Here is a 15,342-nt window from a genome sequence, read left to right as displayed (position 1 = left end):
CCGGCCCGCCCCGCCGGCAAGCGCCCCCGCAGGGCCGGGCCTATCGTGGCCGGAGGTGCACCTCTGGCCCTGGAGGGTGCGATGGGCGCGACGGACAGGCGGGCCGTGCCGCGTGGGCGGGTGCGGTACGCGGCCGTGGCGGTGGCCCTGCTCGCCTTGGTCGCCCCGGCGGCCGGGCCGGCCACGGGGTCACCCGCCCGCACCGGGGCCGCACCGCCCACCGGCCCGAGCCGCAGCACCGCCGCCGGGGACAGGGACGGGGGCCCCGCAGCGGTGACCGCTCCCCTGACCCACCCGCCGGGCGCACCCCGCCTCCCGGCGTTCACCGCACCGCCCACCACCACCCCGCCGGCCACCGCACCCGCCGGCCGGAACCCCACCGCCACGGCCCCCACGGGCCCGATGCCGACCGCCCGGGACCCCTCCGTTCCCGGCGCCGAACGGGGCGGGGGCACCCGCACGGGGGCCGGCGAGGCGGCGGCCCAGCCCGACCTGCGGCAGTTCTACGACCAGCGCCCGACCTGGGGCGAGTGTGCGGACCTGCCGCAGAACCCGGAGGGCATGACCTGCGCCGAGGTGACCGTCCCGCTGGACTACGCGGCGCCCGAGCGGGGCACCCTGCGCCTCGCGCTGGCCAGGATCGCGGCGACCACCGACGACCCCAAGGGCTCGGTGCTGCTGAACTTCGGGGGCCCCGGGGACCCGGGCGTCGTCAACCTCGCGGGGTTCGGCCGGACCTTCAACACCTTCACCAACGCGTACGACGTGGTCACCTTCGACCCGCGCGGGGTGGGTCGGAGTTCCCCGGTGACCTGCGACCACGCCCCGCCCCCCGAGTTCACCGGGACGGACCCCGAGGCGTTCCTCCGCGAGGCGGAGGCCCACTACCAGCGCTGTCTGCGCGCCTCGGGCCCGGTGCTGCCGTACGTGGGGACCGTCAACGTCGCCCGTGACCTGGACGTCATCCGGCAGGCCCTCGGCGACGACCGGCTGAACTACCTGGGGTTCTCGTACGGGACCCGGCTCGGTGCGGCCTATGCGGCCGAGTTCCCGCGCCGGGTGGGCCGGATGGTCCTGGACGGGGTGGACACCCTGGTGGAGCCGCTGGTGGAGCAGGGGCTGGTGACCGCGGAGGGCCGGCAGACCGCGCTGGACGACTTCGCGACCTGGTGCGCCACCCGTGCGGACTGTCCGCTGGGGGACAACGCGCGGGACGCCAAGCGGAACGTGGCGCGGCTGGTCGAGCGGGTGTCGGAGCACCCGATCACCCTCTACGACGGTTCGCGGTTCACGGTCGACACCCTGGTGGCAGCCCTGTCGGCGGCGCTGTACAGCCGGGCGAACTGGCCCTCCCTGTCCCTGGCGCTGGCCTCGTTGATCGAGGACGACGACCCGATTCCGCTGCTGGCGACCTCGATGCCGGTACCGGTGACCGGGGTCCGCCCGCCCCCCGGGGGCCGTGCGGGGACCGGGGCGGCGGCGCATCCGCGGACCACCCGCACCGGACCCGTCGCACCCCCCGTGCCCGCCGACAACATGCTGGTCGCGCTGACCGCGGTCAACTGTGCCGACGACCCGGACCGGCTGACCGCGGCCGACCTCACCCCGGCCGCCTACGAACGGTTGCTGGCCCGGTACACGGCGGCCTCGCCCGTCTTCGGGCCGGCCCAGTTGGGCCAGGTGCTGCTGTGCGCGGGGTATCCGCCGGGCAGCGACTTCATCCGGTCGATCCACGACGTGTCGACGCCGAAGATGCTGCTGGTGGGCACGCGGGGTGACCCGGCGACCCCGTACCGCTGGACCGTGGAGACCGCACGCCGGCTCGGCGACTCGGCGGTGGTGCTGGACAACCGGGGCGAGGGCCACGGCGGCTACACCTCGTCGAAGTGCGTGCGGCGGGCCGTGGACGCGTTCTTCCTCGAAGGGGACCTGCCGGGCGGCGGGAGCGGCGGTTCGTGCCCCGCCGACGCCCAGGACGCCGAGGAGGCGGAGCGCGCCGAAGGGCGGACGGCTCCCGACTGAGGCCCGCCGGGCGCCGCAAGGAACCGGGGCCGGTGGCGGGGCCCGGGAACGGCGATCCCGCCCCGCACCGGCTGACCCCGGCGGAGGCGGGAGAAAAGGCAGGAGCCCCGGTTCCCCGCGCGGGTGGCGCGGGGGAGCGGGGCTCCTTGGGTACTGCTATCCGTTCCGGATCGTCGGTTCCCGGGTCGCCCCGGGAGCCCCGCTACAGCGGGGTGACGTTCTCCGCCTGCGGACCCTTCGGGCCCTGCGTGACGTCGAAGGACACGGCCTGGTTCTCCTCAAGGGAGCGGAACCCGGACGAGTTGATCGCGGAGTAGTGGACGAAGACGTCGGGGCCCCCGCCTTCCTGGGCGATGAAACCAAAGCCCTTTTCGGCGTTGAACCACTTCACGGTTCCGGTAGCCATAAGCCCTCCTTGGGCCAAAGGGTTGCCCTGCTCCAGAACCTGCTGTTGTAACAACTGCAAAAGTCTGAAAACGACGAAAGCCTGCGGGTCACATGCTCCGCAGGCTCTGTACTGCAAGGGAAACCAAACTGCAACTTGCGTCGAGCTTAGCACGCGGGCGCGGGAAAGCGATAGAGGTCAAGATCACGTCACCCGGATGTTTGAGTCCGGGCGCCGTCCTTGACGCACGCGTCCCGATAAGGGGGCGAAGGGACGGGGATAAGCCGCTCGGTGCGCGTTCGCGGCGGCCCGTCGACGGGGGCCCGCCCGGGCGCTGGGCTCCGCGCCGCGGGTACCGGCTCACCGTACCGGGTGCCCCCTGCGCCGCCCGCCGGCGGGGGCGGGCTAGCCTCACGATGTGGACAATTCTCCCGCGGTACCCCTGCCGTCCCAGGACGACCCGGCCCGGCCGGCGGCCGGGCGGACCCGTCCCCGCGTCGGGCACATCCAGTTCCTGAACTGCGTCCCCCTGTACTGGGGGCTGGCGCGGACCGGGGCGCTCCTGGACTTCGAGCTGCTGAAGGACAGCCCGGAGAAGCTCAGCGAGCGGCTGGTGGCGGGGGAGCTGGACGTCGCGCCGATCACCCTGGTCGAGTTCCTGAAGAACGCGGACGACCTGGTGGCCCTGCCCGACATCGCCGTGGGCTGCGACGGCCCGGTCATGTCCTGCGTGATCGTCTCCCAGGTGCCGCTGGACCGGCTGGACGGGGCGCGGGTCGCCCTCGGCTCCACCTCCCGGACCTCCGTGCGCCTGGCGCAGCTCCTGCTGGCCGAGCGCTTCGGCGTCCGCCCTGACTACTACAGCTGCCCCCCGGACCTGGGCGTGATGATGCAGGAGGCCGAGGCGGCGGTCCTGATCGGGGACGCGGCGCTGCGGGCGAACCTGCACTACGCGCCGCGCCTCGGGCTCCGGGTGTACGACCTGGGCACGCTGTGGAAGGAGTGGACGGGACTGCCCTTCGTGTTCGCGGTGTGGGCGGCCCGCCGCGACTACCTGGAGCGCGAGCCCGAGGTGGTGCGCCAGGTGCACGAGGCGTTCCTGGCCTCCCGGGACCTGTCGTTGGAGGAGGTGCCCAAGGTCGCCGAGCAGGCGGCCCGTTGGGAGGAGTTCGACGCGGAGGTGCTGGAACGGTACTTCCGCACCCTCGACTTCCGTTTCGCGGCGCCCCAGTTGGCGGCGGTCGCCGAGTTCGCGCGTCGGGTCGGGCCGACGACCGGGTTCCCCGCGGACGTCCGGGTGCGCCTCCTGGAGCCCTGAGTCGGGACCGTCCACCCGATGGAACTGAGTGGTACCGAATTCACGGAGAGCGGCGGGCGGATTCCCCGGAAGGGGCTTTGATCGGATCGGAGCACCCGGGAATTCAACGAATCGTCACCGGAATTCCGCCCTGCCCGTCTTCTCCGCTCTCGGGCGGTGGTGCGGAGGATCGGTCGGTCTCGTTCTCCGTGCAATACGGACCCCGGCAATTGCACGGATCATTTGCGGGGCGAAGCGCCCACGGGTGTCAACCCGTTTCTTCCGACGGGGTAGTTGACGGCGCGACCGGCGCTGTGGCCTTCCGTGCCGTCACGGCCGGCACTTCCCGGTTCCGCGTTCCGTGGCGAGTTCGTACGTTTGCCACACCCCCCGCGCGCTCAACCTGAGCCGGGTGTCGTAACGGACGTGGGCCTCGGCCCCCCGCGGGGTCCGGTCGACCTCGCCGGCGAGGTCCTTGGTGTGCAGGCGTGACTCGTCCACGCAGAAGGACAGCGAGGCGCGTCCCTCCGTGGGAACCTCCAAGTGCGCGTCTGGCAAGCCGAGTTCGGGGCTGTGGTAACGGACGAAACCGGTCGGCACGTTCCTGGTGCGGGCGTGGTCGCGCACATACGCGCCCACCGCGGACCGGGCCTCGCCGGTGAAGAAGAAGCGCACCGCTGCGGTGTCCGCCGACCCCCTCACGAGCGCGTCCAGCACCGCACCCTGGGCCTGGCCGGCATCGGACAGCACCAGATCCTTCTCCGGCTCCTCGGTGAACCACTCGTCGAACCGTTCGGTGAGGTCACGGGGGAGCCGGACGTCGGGGCGCGCCAGGTGCCGCGGGGCGCTCGGGGTGGCGATCGAGGTCGCCGGCGTACCCGACGGGGCCGGGGTGGTGGTGCGCGCGCCGGCGTCCCCGGTGTCGCCGTCGGCGCCCGCGCAGCCCGTCAGGAGCAGGGCCGCGGCCAGCACGCCTCCGGCGGCCCGTGGTCCGGTGCGCCCCGTCGACCGACCGCCGTCCCGGCGGCCCGGTTCCGTCGTCACCGTGCGCATGCGCCCCTCCTCGCCCCGTGGGCCGTCCGTCCCCGTCCGGCTCGTTCCGTGCAGGGTGACGTCACCGGGGCCCACTCGGTTGCGTCCGGCCGCGACAGTGCGGTTTCGGCCAAGGTCCGCTCCCGTTCGGGGCGGTGCGACGGGCGGGTGGCAGGGTGAACGGGGGCTCCGCCACCGGCCACGGCGGTCGCGGTCCGGGGAACGGGGAAGGACCCCGGGAGGCGGGAACGGGGGACGGGGAAGCACATGGGAACGGGCGAGGCGGTCCTGACCGCGGTCGCGGTGGTGTGGGGCCTGGCCGTCGGGGTGCTCCTGCCGCGGCCCGCGTACCGGTTCGCGGTGGAACCCGGCGAGCCCTGGCGCGGGGAGTGCCCGCACGGCTGGCCGTTGGCCGCCGGCGCCCGCGGCTGGCTCGGCCCGGCGCGCTGTGCGCATGGCGACCGGTTCGGCCCCGGCACCCCGGCGGTGGCCGGCGTGACGGCCGTCGTCTGCGGGCTGCTCGGGGCGGCCACCGGGCCCCGACCGGAACTCGCGGTGTGGCTGCTGCTGGCGCCGCCGGGGGTGCTGCTCGCCCTGGTGGACCTCGCGGTGAAGCGGCTCCCCGACGTGCTGACCCTGCCGCTCGCCGCCGCCGCGCTCGCCCTGCTGGGGGCCGTCGCCCTGCTGCCCGGCCACGCGGGCAGCTGGCCGGGGGCGCTGCTCGGGGCGCTGGTGCTGGGCGCCGGCTACCTCCTCCTCTTCCTGGTGAACCCGGAGGGCATGGGCTTCGGGGACGTCAAACTCGCCCTCGCGCTGGGCGCGGTGCTCGGCTGGTACGGGTGGGGCGCCGTGATCGTGGGCACCTTCGCCGGGTTCCTGCTGGCCGCGCTGTACGGGGCGGGGCTGGTGCTGCTGCGCCGGGCGACCCGCCGCACCGCGATCCCCTTCGGCCCGTTCCTGATCGTCGGGGCGCTGGTGGGCGTGCTCCTCGGCGGGCGCGCAGCCTGAGCCCGGCCCCGGCGCGCCGGTCCGGTCGCGCCGGACCGTGCGCCGGGCGCACGGGGCCTGTCCGTCGCGCCGGAAAACCGGGGCGTAGGCTGGGGCGGACCGCCCACCGCCTGCCGAAAGGGACGACCCGGTGACCGAGAAGGCCGGCCTCCAGCCCATCCTCGACCGCGCCGCCGCCGGTGGCCGGATCACCCCCGAGGAAGCCCTCGACCTCTACCGGGACGCGCCGTTGCACGCCCTGGGCGCCGCCGCCGACGCGGCCCGCCGTCTGCGGTACGCCGGGACCGAGCACATCGCGACGTACATCATCGAGCGCAACATCAACTACACCAACGTCTGCGTCACGGCCTGCCGGTTCTGCGCCTTCTACGCGGCCCCCAAGGACACCGCCAAGGGGTGGACCCGGGACCTCGACGACATCCTGCGCCGGTGCGCGGAGACGGTCGAGCTCGGCGGCACCCAGATCATGTTCCAGGGCGGTCACCACCCCGACTACGGCGTCGAGTACTACGAGAAGCACTTCGCCGCCATCAAGAAGGACTTCCCGCAGCTCGTGATCCACTCCCTCGGCGCCTCCGAGGTGGAGCACATGGCGCGGATCTCCGGGGTCTCCGTGGAGGAGGCCATCACCCGCATCCACGCGGCGGGGCTCGACTCCTTCGCCGGGGCCGGGGCGGAGCTGCTGCCCGCCCGCCCGCGCAAGGCGATCGCCCCGCTGAAGGAGAGCGGCGAGCGCTGGCTGGAGATCATGGAGACCGCGCACGGCCTGGGCGTGGAGTCCACCTCCACGATGCTGATGGGCACCGGCGAGACCAACGCCGAGCGCATCGAGCACCTGCGGATGATCCGGGACGTGCAGGACCGCACCGGGGGCTTCCGGGCCTTCATCCCGTACACGTACCAGCCGGAGAACAACCACCTGAAGGGCCGCACCCAGGCCACCCTCTTCGAGTACCTGCGCATGATCGCGGTGGCCCGGCTGTTCTTCGACAACGTCGCGCACATCCAGGGCTCCTGGCTGACCACCGGCAAGGAGGTCGGCCAACTCTCCCTGCACTACGGGGCGGACGACCTCGGCTCGATCATGCTGGAGGAGAACGTGGTCTCCTCCGCCGGGGCCAAGCACCGCTCCAACCGGCTGGAGATCATCGACCTCATCCGCAAGGCCGGCCGGGTCCCCGCCCAGCGCGCCACCACCTACGAGCACCTGGTCGTGCACGAGGACCCGGCCCAGGACCCGGTGGACGAGCGCGTGCAGTCGCACATCTCCTCCACCGCCATCGCCGGGGGCACCGCGCACCCCGAGCTGAAGCTCCTCAGCACCAACTGAGCCGCCCGTGTTGACCCTGCACACCGGTCGGGAGCTGGTCCTCGCCTGGCACGGCCCCGGCCCGGCGCTGCCGGACGGCGCGGTCGCCGTGCGCGGGGACCGGATCGCCGCGGTCGGCCCGCTGGAGGACCTGCGGGAACGGTTCCCCGGGGCCCGGGTGCGCTCCTGGCCGGGGGTGCTCGGCCCGGGGCGGACGCACACCGGCGCACTCCCGTCGGCGCCCTCGCCCCGCGAGCGGGTGCACGCGGTCCTCACCACCGGCGCCACCGGGGTACTGGCCGCCCGGGTCACCGATCCGGCGCTCCGGTCCGCCGCCGAACGCGCCGGGGTGCTGGTGCACGCCGTCGCCCCGGAACACGCGCCCGGCACCGCCGTCCTCGTCGAGGGGGGCCGCGCCGACCTCACGGCCTTCGGCGACGCCCCCGGCGGCGGTGCGGAGTGCCTCGTCACGGTGTGCGCGGGGCGCATCGTCCACCGCAGGCGCTGAACCCGCGCGGGGCGCGCCCCTGCCCCGGAGCGCCCGCGGCGACCCTGCCACAATGGGGGCGTGACCCGCGCATCCCTGGACAAGCAGCCGCACGAAGTCGCCTCGATGTTCGACGACGTCGCGGAACGCTACGACCTCACCAACGACGTGCTGTCCCTCGGGCAGGACCGGATCTGGCGCCGGGAGGTCACCCGGGCGGTGGACGCACGGCCGGGGCAGAAGGTCCTGGACCTCGCCGCCGGCACCGCCACCTCCTCCCTCCCGTTCGTCCGCGCCGGCGCCTACGTCGTGCCCTGCGACTTCTCCCTCGGCATGCTCCGGGTGGGCAAGCGGCGCCACCCCTGGCTGTCGTTCACCGCCGGCGACGCGACCCGACTGCCCTTCCGTGACGACGCCTTCGACGCGGTGACGATCTCCTTCGGGCTGCGCAACGTCCAGGGCACCGAACGGGCCCTGCGCGAACTGCTGCGCGTCACCCGCCCCGGCGGGCGGGTGGTCATCGCCGAGTTCTCCCACCCCACCTGGGCGCCCTTCCGCACCGTCTACACCGAGTACCTGATGCGCGCACTGCCGCCGGTGGCCCGAGCGGTCTCCTCCAACCCGGAGGCGTACGCCTACCTCGCCGAGTCCATCCGGGACTGGCCGGACCAGCCGGAGTTGGCCGGGATGCTGGTCGAGGCGGGCTGGTCGAGGGTCGCCTGGCGGAACCTGTCGGGCGGGATCGTGTCCCTGCACCGGGGCTTCAAGCAGGACTGACAACGCCGGCGCGCGCTCGGGCGCGCGCCAGGTGGGCAGGGGCACCGCGCGCCGGCGGGCACGCCCGCGTGTCCGTGCGGATCGACCGGTGGGTGAACTTCCTTGCCCGGACGTCTGGATGACGGGAACCGACTGCATCGAAGATGTGTCCGTTCACTGCGTGATCGCGCCCGTAGCAGGGGGATCACCGACCGGCCCCGGACTCGGAGCGTGCCCATGGCGTCCTACTGCCCGTACTGCGGAACCCCCGGCCCGGACGAGGGGAGTTTCTGCATGAGATGCGGCCGGGAGCGCCCCTCCATACCCGACGCGCCCCCGGCCGCCCCGGCCCCGGGGGCCGCCCCGCCCCCGCCCCTCACCAAGCCCGCGGTCCCCGCCGAGCCCGCGCACCCCACGGGCCCGCCCGCCCCCACGACGCCGCCGTCGAACCCGCCGCCCCCGGCGCCCGGCGCCCCGCCCGCGCCCCCCGAGGCACCCGCGCCTCCCGTGGCCCCGCCCGCCCCCGCCGCCGCCACCCTCCCGGGCGGCACCGGCTTCCCGCCGGGGCACGTCCTGCCGCCGCCGCCCGCCCCGCCCGGCGGGGCGGCCACGTTCTTCCGCCGGGTCGCCGGCGGCGACTGGGCCGGAGCCTTCCGGGCCGCGGTCTGGCCGCTGTTCGCCCTGCTGGTGGTCACCGTGCTGCTCGCGGCGCCGTCGTACGGACAGAGCGAGTACGACGAGGACGCCGTGGGCTTCGGCGACCGCTTCCAGGTCAGCCTGGCGCTGGTGCTCCAATCGGTGGGCGGCGACATGGAGTTCGAGGAGGTCGGCGGCCCGCGGTTCGGCTCCGGTGAGGACTGGCCGGCCGTCGACGCGGACGAGGGCTACGGCTCCGACCGGAGCCCGTTCGGCGAACCGGACGCCGGCCGGGGCGGGCTCGCGATGACTCCGCTCCTGGTCACCGCCGTGTGGCTGCTGGCCCTCTACGGCGGGGTGCGGTTGCTGCGCGACCGCCTCCGGCACCGCACGGACGGACCGTCGCCCTCCGCCGGTCCCGGGGCCCCGCCGCCCCCGGCCGGCCCCTGGGCGGCGGCCACGCCGTGGACCCGGGGCAGCACGGCGGGTCTCGAAGCGGCGGCCCGGGTGACCGTGCTCCTCACCCTCGGGACGCTGGTGCTGGCACTGATCGCCCGGCCCTCCCTCCGGGAGATCGAGGTGACCGGATCCCTGTGGGCCGTCCCGGGCACCCTGCTGCTGGCCGGCGTCCTGTCCGCGGTGGTCCTCAGCCGCGACGAGCACGCCTCCTGGCTCGCCGCCCGGCCCGGCCTGCTGCGCCTCACCGAAGCGTTCGGGACCGCGCTGCGCGCCCTCGCGGCGGCCCTCGCCCTGTGCGCGCTGATCCTGCTGGTCGTCTACCTCCAGTGGGACGCGGTCCACGACGAGAGCGCCGTCGACGGGGAGTTCTCGCCGCACCTCATCGTGGTGTTCCTGCTGGCGAACCTCGCGGTCAGCGGCCTGGGCTTCGGCTGGGGCGCCCCGGCGCGGATGGAGGCCGGCTCCGGGAGCGGAGGCGGACGCGAGAGCTTCGGACTCTCCGACCTGGGCGAGGCGGTCGGCGGCTGGGCGGTCGCCGGCTCGCTCGCGGCGGGCGCCGTGTGCGCGCTGCTCCTCGGCGTCCTCGCGGCCCGCCGCCACGCCCGCGCCGCGGACCGCTACCTGGCCGGCGGCGTGTTCCTGGTCCTGTTCCTGGGGCTGGTGGCGATCGGCGGGGTCGGGATGGACCAGTCCGGCGCGGGCTTCGGCTCGGCGGGACAGATGCACATGGGCACCGAGGTCTCCGCGGCACTGCTCTTCGGCCTGCTCTGGGTCGCCGGGGGCATCGCGGTGGGCGGGCTGCTGGTCCGGCTGTTCACCGTGCAGGGGGCCCACGCGCCCGGGGCCCGGCCGCCCGGGGCCTGAGGGGCCGCCGCCCGCGCGGGGCGCCGGCCCCGCCCGGGCGCCGTGTTCCCGGGTCAGGCCCCGCAGGGCGTGCGCTCCCGGCCCTCGCCACCGGGCGAGGGCACCGGGCGGCGGGGCTCCCGCACCCCGGAACCGCCCTCGCCCTCCCCGGGTCCGAGGTCGAACCAGACGGTGACGGTGGTGCCCCGGGGCACCACCGCCCCGGGGACCGGGTACTGCCGGACGACGTAGTCGACGACGGGCCGGTCGGGGTGCGAGGGGTCAGGCCGGTCCGGCGTGTCGAGCACCACGCCGTGCGCCACGGCCGCCGCCCTGGCGTCCACGGCCATCAGACCGACGAACCGGGGAACCCGTACCCCGTGGGTCCTGGGTGTCATATGCACGGAATTCACCCCCAGTGCTACCGAAAGGGTAGCCCCGGGGCGAGGGGGTCCGGAACCTCCGCGACCCGGCGTGCGCGGAGCGTGATCCGTCCGTCGACGGCGCCCGTACGAAGCAGTGTGCCGTTGTCCACGCCCGCGCGCCGGGCGTGGACAACGGCGACGGTACGGGACCTAACACTCCAGCCTGAAGACGCGCACCCACCGCCCGCCGGGGGCCTCGTACTCCTCCCCCCGGGCCATGCCCAAGCGCTCCGCGATCGCGACGGAGCGGGTGTTGCGGGGGTCCACGACGGCGGCCACCCGGCCGACCCCGGCCGCGCGCACCGCGTCCAGCCCGGCCAGCATCGCCGCGGTGGCGTAGCCGCGGCCCCAGTGCGCCCGCCCCAGCCGCCAACCGATCTCGATCTCCCCGACCGGCCCCCACGGATGGGGCCAGGGCTGGGCGCCGGCGAAGCCCAGCACGGTCTCGCCGGCGGTGTCCGTGGTGACGCCCTCCCGGGGGAAGGCGGTCACCGTCCAGAGGCAGAAGCCGAGTTCTGCGTGGTGCCGTCGCTGCCGGGCGGTCAACTCCTCGTACGCGGAGCGCTCCGCCGAACTGCCGCCGAGGAAGGCCATGACCTCCGGATCGTCGAACACCCGGTACCAGGAGTGGGCGTCCTCGTGGGTGGGTACCCGCAGCCGTACGGCGGGCAGGTTCCGGTCCGCTGCTGCGGAACGCGGGGAAACGGTCGGCACGGCGCGTGGCGCGGTGGACGGGACGGTACGGGGTGCGGATTGGCTCACGGTACGACCCTTCGGATGACGACGGCTTCCGCCTCATAGACTGCATCTGTCCAGTGCCCGCCGGCACGCAGAAAAATACGAGTCCTGGGGAGATCCCGCCGTGACCGAGCCGCTCTCCGAACACCGCGCAGATGTGATCGTCGTCGGAGCCGGGCCGGCCGGCGCGACGACCGCGTACTACTTGGCCAAGGCCGGCCTCGACGTCCTGCTGCTGGAGAAGACCGCCTTCCCGCGCGAGAAGGTCTGCGGTGACGGGCTCACCCCGCGGGCCACCAAACAGCTCGTCGCCATGGGGATCGACATCTCCGAAGAGGCGGGCTGGCTGCGCAACAAGGGACTGCGCATCATCAGCGGCGGCGTGCGGCTCCAACTCGATTGGCCGGAACTCGCCTCCTTCCCGGACTACGGACTGGTCCGCAAGCGGGACGACTTCGACGAGCAACTCGCCCGCCAGGCGCAGAAGGCGGGGGCCCGGCTGTACGAGCGCTGCAACGTCGGCGCCCCGATCACCGACCCCCGCACCGGACGGATCACCGGCGTCGAGGCCAAGCTGGGCGAGGAGAAGACCCCGGTGACCTTCCACGCCCCGGTCGTGGTCGCCGCGGACGGCAACTCCACCCGGCTGTCGCTGGGGATGGGGCTGCACCGGCGCGACGACCGCCCGATGGGCGTCGCCGTGCGCACGTACTTCACCTCCCCGCGCCACGACGACGACTACCTGGAGTCCTGGCTGGAGCTGTGGGACCGGCGCGGCCCGGTGGACCGGCTGCTGCCCGGCTACGGCTGGGTGTTCGGCATGGGCGACGGCACCTCCAACGTCGGCCTCGGCGTCCTCAACACCTCCGCCTCGTTCAAGGAGCTCGACTGGCGCGAGGTGCTCAAGGCGTGGTGCGCCTCAATGCCCGCGGAGTGGGGCTACACCGAGGAGAACATGACGGGCCCGATCCGGGGCGCCGCACTGCCGATGGCCTTCAACCGGCAGCCGCACTACACGCGCGGCCTGCTGCTGGTCGGGGACGCGGGCGGGATGGTGAACCCGTTCAACGGCGAGGGCATCGCGTACGCCATGGAGTCGGGGCAGACCGCGGCCGAGGTCATCGTCCAGGCGCACGCCCGGAGCACGGCCGCCCAGCGGGAGCTGGCGCTCCAGCGCTACCCGAAGGTCCTCAAGGACACCTACGGCGGCTACTACAACCTGGGCCGCGTGTTCGTGAAGCTGATCGGCAACCCGAAGGTCATGAAGGTGGCCACCGAACGCGGCCTCACCCACCCGGTGCTGATGCGCTTCACCCTCAAGATGCTCGCCAACCTCACCGACCCCACCGGCGGTGACGCGATGGACCGCATCATCAACGGCCTGAGCAAGGCGGCCCCGCGGGCCTGACCCACGACGCGGAAGGGGCCGTCACCCATCGGGTGACGGCCCCTTCCGCGTCGGTGCGGGGTCCGGCTCAGAGCACGCGGACCGCGCCGTCGGCCGGGTAGCCGGACAGGTCCTGGATGACGACGCCCTTGGCGGGGTTCGCCGCGTCCAGGTACTGGCCGTTGCCGATGTAGACGCCGGTGTGCCAGGCGGCGCCGGCGCTGCCCCAGTAGAGGATGTCGCCGACCTGGAGGTTGGACGTGCCGACCTGGGTCCCGGCGGTGGACTGCTGCTGCGAGGTGCGCGGCAGGCTGATGTTCGCCTGCTTGAACGCGGCCTGCACGAGGCCCGAACAGTCCCAGGAGTTGGGGCCCGTGCCGCCCATCACGTAGGCGTCGCCCACCTGCGCCTTGAGGAAGGCGATGACGGCGGACACGCTGCCGCTGGACGGGGCGGGGGTGCTCTGCTCCGCGCCGGCCTGCGAGGAGCCGGAGGAGGCGGCGGACCCCGAGGAGCCGGAGCCGGTCGAACCGGTGGGGCCCGCGTCGTTCGCCGCGGCGGTGGTGGTGAGCGTGGTGCGCTCCGCGGTGCGGGAGGCGCGCTCGGCGGCGGCCTTCCGCTCGGCCTCGGCGGCCCGCTCCTCGGCCTTCTCGGCCTCGGCCTTGCGGACGGCCTCGGCACGGTCCTTCTTCGCCTGCGCGGCGGCCTTCTTGGCGGCCGCGTCCTGCTGCGCCCGGATCTGCTCCTGCTCGGCCTGGAGCTCGTAGGTCGCGGCGGCGAGCTGGGTGGCGCTCGCGGAGCGGGCGACCTGGGTCGACAGGTCGGCGGTCAGGGTGGGGAGTTCCAGGGTCTCGGTCACCGGCTCGGCGGCGGGCGCCGCCGAAGCCGAGCCCGCGGTGCCGGCCACCGCGAGGGTGCTGAGTACGCCACCGGCCACCCCGGCGCGCAACTTCGTGGCGTTGCTACGGCGGGGCTTCCGGTGGCTGGGTATATGAGCGGTGTGGGCCATGGGTCCACCGCTATCAGGGGGCCACCGTTACCTTCAAGAAACGTGGTCTGCGCCACAGTTGCTACCCGCGTTGCGTGAATCCCGGGCGTGTCGCCCTTTATTGACGCCGTACCGGACAATACGGGCACTTGTGATCATGCCCGTGATCACGCGGTTTCCTTTTTACGCCCGAATTGCCTCGCGCCTACCACCTGTCGGGGAAGATGGCCAAGCCCGTCAGGTGGGGGGACTCGGTTAATGTGATGGAGGTCACTTCTCGATATCTCCGCGCCCCCGGCGGTCGTGATGATCCGGTGTGCGCGGCCGGTGTCGCCCTTGGCCGGAACGCGACGGTCCTGTGGTGGGGGAGGGGTCGGCCCCGGCGGTCACCCCCGCTCCTTCCGCCGCGCTCCGTGGACGGGTCCGTCCCGCCGGGGCGCGTGCGTCCTCCGTGCCCTTTGCTCCTGCTTGCTTCCGCAGTGGTGTTCGAGGGGGTGCGGTGAGGGCGTTTCCTGACCTTTGGTCCCTCTTGAGGGAGGGTGGTGCGGTGTGTAGCTCATGGGGCGGTATGGCATCAATGTGGGGCATGGGGCGAGTTCGAGGGGGTTCGAGGTCGCGCCGCTCGTGAATCGGGGCACGTAGTCCATCGGTGCGGGCAGGGGTTCACAGGGCGTTCACATCGCCGGTCCGGGCCCGGGGTGGTGTGAATGAGCCCCCATTATCAAGCCAATGCGTCCAGCGCCAATTTGCTTCCAGGGTGATCGGCTTGATAGTGCAAACCCGTTTTCACCTGGGTCGACGGGGTGAGTTGTCACGTATCGTGATCACTACGCCGCTTCGCGTGCGAAGATCACCGCTCATCTGACTTCATGATCCTTCGTCGGGTGGTGGAGATCACAAAGCCGATCAAGACCCCCGTGTCGCAGATCACAGACCCGCAGGCATAGGATGCAGCGCAGTTGGGCTTGTGACCTGCTTCACATGAATGCGATCTTGGTCCGTCTTCCGGGAGTGACGCGGAGGACTCTCCCGGATGGCAGGGACTCACGAGCCGTACGGGACGCGAGAGTTCCGTGGGGCTGGTGGGGTCCATGGGGTGGGTGACGGGTTCAGCGCCCTCCCGGGTCCTGTGGCCGCGGGGGGACCGCCGAAGCAGTCAATGCCGACTGAGAGGAGCGAGGAGCGGTGAACGCTTATGCGCCCATCCTCGTACTGGGAGCCCTCGGGGCAGGCTTTGCGATCTTCTCCGTGGTCATGGCCACGCTTATCGGTCCAAAGCGGTACAACCGGGCGAAGCTCGAAGCGTACGAATGCGGTATCGAACCGACGCCGTCACCCGCGGGCGGCGGCCGGTTCCCGATCAAGTACTACCTGACGGCGATGCTCTTCATCATCTTCGATATCGAGATCGTCTTCCTCTACCCGTGGGCCGTCAGCTTCGACGCCCTGGGTCTTTTCGGGCTCGTGGAGATGCTGCTCTTCGTGCTCACCGTCTTCGTCGCGTACGCGTACGTATGGCGGCGCGGCGGCCTGGAATGGGACTGAAACCCGCGAGGGACAGAAGGGTCTA

At 73.3% G+C, this 15,342-nt stretch carries 14 protein-coding genes; 9 read left to right on the top strand and 5 right to left on the bottom strand.

Features of this window, described 5'->3' with window-relative positions:
* Nucleotides 1-81 precede the first annotated feature (81 nt).
* Nucleotides 82-2,022: an alpha/beta hydrolase gene (locus ACSMX9_RS10765; protein WP_445401907.1), complete on the top strand. Its 1,941-nt coding sequence runs from the start codon at nt 82-84 to the stop codon at nt 2,020-2,022.
* 202 nt (nt 2,023-2,224) lie between these two features.
* On the opposite strand, the gene ACSMX9_RS10760 is transcribed toward ACSMX9_RS10765, so the two are convergent.
* Nucleotides 2,225-2,428, bottom strand: a complete 204-nt coding sequence (locus ACSMX9_RS10760) for a cold-shock protein (protein WP_351246629.1) — start codon at nt 2,426-2,428, stop codon at nt 2,225-2,227.
* A 421-nt stretch (nt 2,429-2,849) separates the two neighbouring features.
* Between ACSMX9_RS10760 and ACSMX9_RS10755 the strand changes: the two genes are divergently transcribed.
* The gene (locus ACSMX9_RS10755; protein WP_351246736.1) at nt 2,850-3,725 is read left to right on the top strand and encodes a menaquinone biosynthetic enzyme MqnA/MqnD family protein; all 876 of its coding nucleotides are present in this window, start codon (nt 2,850-2,852) and stop codon (nt 3,723-3,725) included.
* 309 nt (nt 3,726-4,034) lie between these two features.
* Here ACSMX9_RS10755 and ACSMX9_RS10750 read toward each other — a convergent pair whose 3' ends face one another.
* Complete coding sequence (locus tag ACSMX9_RS10750) at nt 4,035-4,757, bottom strand: hypothetical protein (RefSeq protein WP_445401905.1); 723 nt, start codon at nt 4,755-4,757, stop codon at nt 4,035-4,037.
* Nucleotides 4,758-5,003: 246 nt separating this feature from the next.
* Here ACSMX9_RS10750 and ACSMX9_RS10745 point away from each other — a divergent pair, with 246 nt between their 5' ends.
* The 5 genes from ACSMX9_RS10745 to ACSMX9_RS10725 all read left to right on the top strand — a co-directional run bounded on the left by ACSMX9_RS10745 (nt 5,004) and on the right by ACSMX9_RS10725 (nt 10,255).
* Nucleotides 5,004-5,744 (top strand): prepilin peptidase, encoded by a 741-nt coding sequence (locus ACSMX9_RS10745; RefSeq protein WP_445401903.1) that lies wholly within the window; start codon nt 5,004-5,006, stop codon nt 5,742-5,744.
* Nucleotides 5,745-5,874: 130 nt separating this feature from the next.
* Nucleotides 5,875-7,074 (top strand): cyclic dehypoxanthinyl futalosine synthase, encoded by a 1,200-nt coding sequence (gene mqnC / locus ACSMX9_RS10740; protein WP_445401901.1) that lies wholly within the window; start codon nt 5,875-5,877, stop codon nt 7,072-7,074.
* 7 nt (nt 7,075-7,081) lie between these two features.
* Complete coding sequence (locus tag ACSMX9_RS10735) at nt 7,082-7,561, top strand: imidazolonepropionase-like domain-containing protein (protein ID WP_445401899.1); 480 nt, start codon at nt 7,082-7,084, stop codon at nt 7,559-7,561.
* Between the two features lie 60 nt (nt 7,562-7,621).
* Nucleotides 7,622-8,317: a demethylmenaquinone methyltransferase gene (locus ACSMX9_RS10730; protein ID WP_351246619.1), complete on the top strand. Its 696-nt coding sequence runs from the start codon at nt 7,622-7,624 to the stop codon at nt 8,315-8,317.
* A 273-nt stretch (nt 8,318-8,590) separates the two neighbouring features.
* Nucleotides 8,591-10,255, top strand: a complete 1,665-nt coding sequence (locus ACSMX9_RS10725; RefSeq protein ID WP_445401897.1) for a zinc ribbon domain-containing protein — start codon at nt 8,591-8,593, stop codon at nt 10,253-10,255.
* 53 nt (nt 10,256-10,308) lie between these two features.
* On the opposite strand, the gene ACSMX9_RS10720 is transcribed toward ACSMX9_RS10725, so the two are convergent.
* Both ACSMX9_RS10720 and ACSMX9_RS10715 read right to left on the bottom strand, forming a co-directional pair.
* Nucleotides 10,309-10,632, bottom strand: coding sequence for a PASTA domain-containing protein (locus ACSMX9_RS10720; protein ID WP_351248280.1), 324 nt, complete (start codon nt 10,630-10,632; stop codon nt 10,309-10,311).
* Nucleotides 10,633-10,809: 177 nt separating this feature from the next.
* Nucleotides 10,810-11,373, bottom strand: coding sequence for a GNAT family N-acetyltransferase (locus ACSMX9_RS10715; RefSeq protein WP_445402952.1), 564 nt, complete (start codon nt 11,371-11,373; stop codon nt 10,810-10,812).
* A gap of 148 nt (nt 11,374-11,521) precedes the next feature.
* On the opposite strand from ACSMX9_RS10715, the gene ACSMX9_RS10710 reads away from it, so the two are divergent.
* Entirely contained in the window at nt 11,522-12,805 is a 1,284-nt protein-coding gene (locus tag ACSMX9_RS10710) for a geranylgeranyl reductase family protein (RefSeq protein WP_445401895.1), read from the top strand.
* A gap of 67 nt (nt 12,806-12,872) precedes the next feature.
* On the opposite strand, the gene ACSMX9_RS10705 is transcribed toward ACSMX9_RS10710, so the two are convergent.
* Complete coding sequence (locus ACSMX9_RS10705) at nt 12,873-13,793, bottom strand: C40 family peptidase (RefSeq protein ID WP_445401893.1); 921 nt, start codon at nt 13,791-13,793, stop codon at nt 12,873-12,875.
* A gap of 1,164 nt (nt 13,794-14,957) precedes the next feature.
* Between ACSMX9_RS10705 and ACSMX9_RS10700 the strand changes: the two genes are divergently transcribed.
* Nucleotides 14,958-15,317: an NADH-quinone oxidoreductase subunit A gene (locus ACSMX9_RS10700; RefSeq protein WP_351248286.1), complete on the top strand. Its 360-nt coding sequence runs from the start codon at nt 14,958-14,960 to the stop codon at nt 15,315-15,317.
* Nucleotides 15,318-15,342: the final 25 nt, after the last annotated feature.

The organism is Streptomyces sp. LE64 (genome assembly GCF_052606915.1).
Note: the sequence above shows the minus strand (reverse complement) of the source record. Positions and strands in the feature narration are given on the sequence as shown.

What these genes read in the sequence shown, in the direction of transcription:
- ACSMX9_RS10765 (WP_445401907.1), top strand. Translation starts at nt 82, where the DNA reads ATGGGCGCGACGGACAGGCGGGCCGTGCCGCGTGGGCGGGTGCGGTAC.
- ACSMX9_RS10760 (WP_351246629.1), bottom strand. Translation starts at nt 2,428, where the DNA reads ATGGCTACCGGAACCGTGAAGTGGTTCAACGCCGAAAAGGGCTTTGGT.
- ACSMX9_RS10750 (WP_445401905.1), bottom strand. Translation starts at nt 4,757, where the DNA reads ATGCGCACGGTGACGACGGAACCGGGCCGCCGGGACGGCGGTCGGTCG.
- ACSMX9_RS10745 (WP_445401903.1), top strand. Translation starts at nt 5,004, where the DNA reads ATGGGAACGGGCGAGGCGGTCCTGACCGCGGTCGCGGTGGTGTGGGGC.
- ACSMX9_RS10725 (WP_445401897.1), top strand. Translation starts at nt 8,591, where the DNA reads ATGAGATGCGGCCGGGAGCGCCCCTCCATACCCGACGCGCCCCCGGCC.
- ACSMX9_RS10720 (WP_351248280.1), bottom strand. Translation starts at nt 10,632, where the DNA reads ATGACACCCAGGACCCACGGGGTACGGGTTCCCCGGTTCGTCGGTCTG.
- ACSMX9_RS10705 (WP_445401893.1), bottom strand. Translation starts at nt 13,793, where the DNA reads ATGGCCCACACCGCTCATATACCCAGCCACCGGAAGCCCCGCCGTAGC.